We start from the raw sequence: 4,096 nt of genomic DNA, 5'->3' as shown, positions 1-4,096 counted from the left end.
GTTTTTAAAAATAAGGTCATGGGAAGTGCCGATGATTGAAGAAGTTCAACAAAACGATTATACGAGACCGTATTGGGAAAGTCTTGGTGCATATGCTTTTTCACATAAAAGAGATAGAAGTGTTTTAGATTTTTAAAAGCACCAAAGTGGAATAGTATCATTATCGTAATCACTTCGCTTTGGCTCATTCGAGGCTTTCTTTTGGGGTTGTTGCCCAAAGTATGTTTTGAAACTGTTTTGTTAAATTCTTTACAAAAATCATGTGTTAATACGAAGATTTCGGTAATTTTATCGTTGCTTAAATGCATGGATTTTGCTTCTAATTATTTGTTTGTCAGACTCTTAAATTAGCAAAATCCTTTTTTATTTCCAAGAATATTTTCAGGTTTTATTTCTGCAAGTTATTGACATTTAAACAGTTAAAAATCGAACTCGGGTTAGTACTTTTGGAATGCCCTGTTTGGGTGTCCCAGCCCAATTTAGGGTATATTTAATCTGTGTTTGTCAGGAAAAAGAAAAACAAGAGTGGAGTTATCAGCGTGCAAATCATTGATAAAAGCACCGGAAAGTATAAGATGATAAAAACCATAGGGAGCAGTTCAGATCCTGATTTGGTTGAACAACTTGTAAAAGAGGGAGAAACCTGGATAAAGGACAAGATTGGACAAAAAGAACTGGACTTTACTAGTGAAAGGGATTTTACCGAAACAATCCTGGAAAACATCGAACAAATTACCGTAGCCGGTACTTCCTTATTGTTAGGAAAGATCTTTGATGAGATTGGATTTGATGCTATTGACGACGAACTTTTTAAGCAACTGGTCATTGCACGTTTGTGTTTTCCGGCAAGCAAACTTAAAACAACTGATTTTCTCTCCAAATATCATTTTTTGTCGGTTGAAGCACAACATATTTACAGGTATATGGACAAGCTTCACAACAGTCAAAAGGAGTTGGTACAAGATATTAGTTATGCGCATTCATTGAAAGTACTCAACAATGAGATAAGCGTTGTTTTTTATGATGTTACCACCCTGTACTTTGAAGTAGACCACGAAGATGAAATAAGAAAGACAGGTTTCTCAAAAGAGGGTAAACACCAGAACCCTCAAATATTACTGGGGCTTTTGGTCAGTGTTGATGGTTACCCGCTGGCTTATGAAATTTTTGAAGGGAATAAATATGAAGGCCACACAATGCTGCCGGTTATTGATGGATTCAAGAACCGTTACAACATCGATCAGCTGATTGTAGTTGCCGATTCTGGATTATTGACCAGTACCAACATACAGGAACTCTGCGCCAAAGGATATGAGTTTATTCTGGGGGCACGAATTAAAAACGAAACCACTGATATTAAGAGCCAGATATTAAGTTTTGACTACTCCCAAACAAAAGAACAGTTGATAGTTAAGCAAGACGGAATCAGGCTACTGGTAACATACTCAGAAAAAAGAGCACAAAAAGATAAGCACAACCGGGAAAAAGGACTTGCCAAACTTGAGAAAAAAATAAAGTCCGGTAAACTGACCAAATCCAATATTAACAACCGAGGATACAACAAGTATCTAAAAATGGACGGAGAAATAAGCCTGACAATAGATAGGGAGAAATTTAATTCTGATGGCAAATGGGATGGACTTAAAGGATACCTTACCAACACAGAACTATCGAACAAGGAAATAATGGAGAGTTACGCCCAGCTCTGGAAAATTGAGAAGGCTTTCAGGATATCAAAACACGATCTTAAAATAAGGCCGGTTTTTCATCGTATCAAAAGACGAATCGAAGCGCATATCTGTATATCGTTTGTGGCATATAAAATTTATAAAGAACTGGAACGGCAACTAAAAATCAAAAGCTCAAATCTAAGTCCTGAAAAAGCAATAGATATCGCCAAAACCATTTACGCAATACAGGTAAAAACGCCAAACCAACAACACCTGATTACTAAAACAATCTTGATAACACAAGAGCAAAAAATGTTAGCAAAGATGTTCAACTTCTAATTTGGGTGTCCCAGTGTCGAACTCAGGAAAAAGTGGCAAACGAATTTGTATTCCGGACAGGCATGAAGAGCCATTTAAGGCTTGGGAAATGCTATACTCCGTAAGCAAAGGTTTTGTATTCAGAATAATAAAGCCCCTTACCAAACTTATCATTCGCCATTCTTCAACTATCCATCCATTTTATGAAGGTATAAGCTAACACCCTTTGAAAGAATATTTGATGCCGCAAAGATAGTTGATTTTGTGATTTAACAAATAAAGCAGAACTTGCAGTTTACGAATTAAAGATATTTTGAACCATTTATTTAAGAAATGTGAGCTATGACAAACAAAATCTTACCAATTCTGCTGCTATTTTTTTGCTTCTCCTGTTCTCCGAAACTGGATATGGAAACCTATAAAAAGTATCAAAACAGCGGACAAGAAATTACTGCCAATGTACAAGCTGTGCTTTTGACTAATGTGGGAAAAGCCATTCAAACCGGCGGGCCGGAATACGCAGTTGAATTCTGTAACCTTGAAGCAAGCTCAATTGTAGATAGTTTGAACGGAGTATTTGGTTGCGACATTTCACGAGTTTCGGCCAAAAACCGTAATCCACAAAATGCGCTGAGTACCGAGCAGGAAAAACGAATGTGGGAACTTTTTGCCAACAATCAACTGGCCGACACGGTATTGCAAAATGGTAATGATGTGGTTTATTACAAGCCGATAAGAACAGCGATGCCGGCCTGTTTAAAGTGTCATGGAAATCCTGATACAGATATCAATGAAGCAACCAAAACAAAGCTGAATGAATTGTACCCAAATGATTTGGCAACGGGTTATACCTTGAACGAGTTCCGCGGTCTTTGGAAAGTAAAGTTTAAGAGGGATTTGTAAACTGAAAAAAAAGAAAACAGGCATTTCGCAAATGGAAATGCCTGCTAGCAGTGTTAGTTAGCAAAGGATGGCTTTCACCCTTTGTTGTTAATAGTTAGTTACTCCTTTAACTTAAATGCTCCCTTTAACCCTTCGTCAGAATTCGGTCCGATCCAAACTTCAAAATCGCCCGGTTCGATTACAAAATCATCGCCGTTAAAAAATTGCAAATCATCAGCTTTAAGCTCGAAGCTTACGTTTTTAACGTCGCCCGGTTTTAAGTTTATCTTTTCAAAACCTTTTAGTTCTTTAATGGGGCGGGTAATACTGCCCACCTTGTCGTGCACATACAGCTGTACAATCTCTTCCGTTTCGAAGTTGCCAATGTTTTTAATATCGGCCGAAATGGTAATTGATCCGTTTGTTGCCATTTCGTTTGACGACAGCTTAAGATTTTCGTATTTAAACTCGGTGTAACTCAAACCATATCCAAAGGGCAGGAGAGGTGTAATACCGTAATCAATGTGCATGGATTTAAATCCAAGCGAAAGTTGTTTCGAATTTCTCGGAATATCATCGATGTACGTAACATCATCTTCGGTAGCCGGGCGACCGGTGTTTTTGCGGTAGTAATAAAACGGAATTTGCCCGGCACCTTTTACAAAAGTTACAGGTAATTTTCCTGAAGGTGAATAGTCGCCAAAAATCAGGTCGGCCACTGCGGGTCCGGCCATTGTTCCCGGATGCCAGGCATAAAGTACGGCGTCAGCCATTTCCATTTCGGCCCCAATTCCCAGCGGTCTTCCGGCCATTACCACCAAAATAAGCGGTTTGCCTGTTTTTCTCAATTCGGTAATCAGTTCCGATTGAACTCCCGGAAGATCAATAATACCACGTGCATTTGCTTCGCCCGAAAGGATAGACTCTTCGCCGGCAAAGAATAATATGGCATCAGAACGTTTAGCGGCAGCAATAGCTTCGGCAAATCCTTTTGTCGATTTATCGCGGCTGTATTCCAACCCGGAAACATAGTTCATCTTTGAGCCAAGGATCTCGCCAAAAGCTTGTTGTGGTGTTGTTGAGTCTTCGCCTTGTCCGTCGAAAATCCAAGTTCCCAGCTGATCGCGTGCGGCATCGGCAAGCGGGCCAATTACAGCCAGCGAATGGATATTTTTTGATATTGGTAAGGTGTTATTGTCGTTTTTCAGCAAAACCATACTTTTTCG

The 4,096-nt window shown here is 39.1% G+C and carries 3 protein-coding genes; 2 read left to right on the top strand and 1 reads right to left on the bottom strand.

Annotated features, from left to right (window positions below; translation table 11 throughout):
* The first annotated feature begins 575 nt into the window (after positions 1–575).
* Both ABZB17_RS21105 and ABZB17_RS21100 read left to right on the top strand, forming a co-directional pair.
* Positions 576–2,009: an IS1634 family transposase gene (locus ABZB17_RS21105; RefSeq protein WP_372653368.1), complete on the top strand. Its 1,434-nt coding sequence runs from the start codon at positions 576–578 to the stop codon at positions 2,007–2,009.
* Between the two features lie 321 nt (positions 2,010–2,330).
* On the top strand, positions 2,331–2,891 hold the full coding sequence (locus ABZB17_RS21100; RefSeq protein WP_372653365.1) for a DUF3365 domain-containing protein: 561 nt from the start codon (positions 2,331–2,333) through the stop codon (positions 2,889–2,891).
* Positions 2,892–2,989: 98 nt separating this feature from the next.
* Here ABZB17_RS21100 and ABZB17_RS21095 read toward each other — a convergent pair.
* A partial coding sequence (locus ABZB17_RS21095) for a glycoside hydrolase family 3 C-terminal domain-containing protein (RefSeq protein WP_372653363.1) occupies positions 2,990–4,096 on the bottom strand: 1,107 nt, incomplete at its 5' end.

The sequence above is a fragment of the Draconibacterium sp. genome, assembly GCF_041583095.1.
Taxonomy (GTDB): Bacteria; Bacteroidota; Bacteroidia; order Bacteroidales; family Prolixibacteraceae; genus Draconibacterium.
The sequence above is the reverse complement of the archived record's forward strand: the minus strand, read 5'-3'. Positions and strand labels throughout refer to the sequence as shown.

What these genes read in the sequence shown, in the direction of transcription:
- ABZB17_RS21100 (WP_372653365.1), top strand. Translation starts at nt 2,331, where the DNA reads ATGACAAACAAAATCTTACCAATTCTGCTGCTATTTTTTTGCTTCTCC.
- ABZB17_RS21105 (WP_372653368.1), top strand. Translation starts at nt 576, where the DNA reads ATGATAAAAACCATAGGGAGCAGTTCAGATCCTGATTTGGTTGAACAA.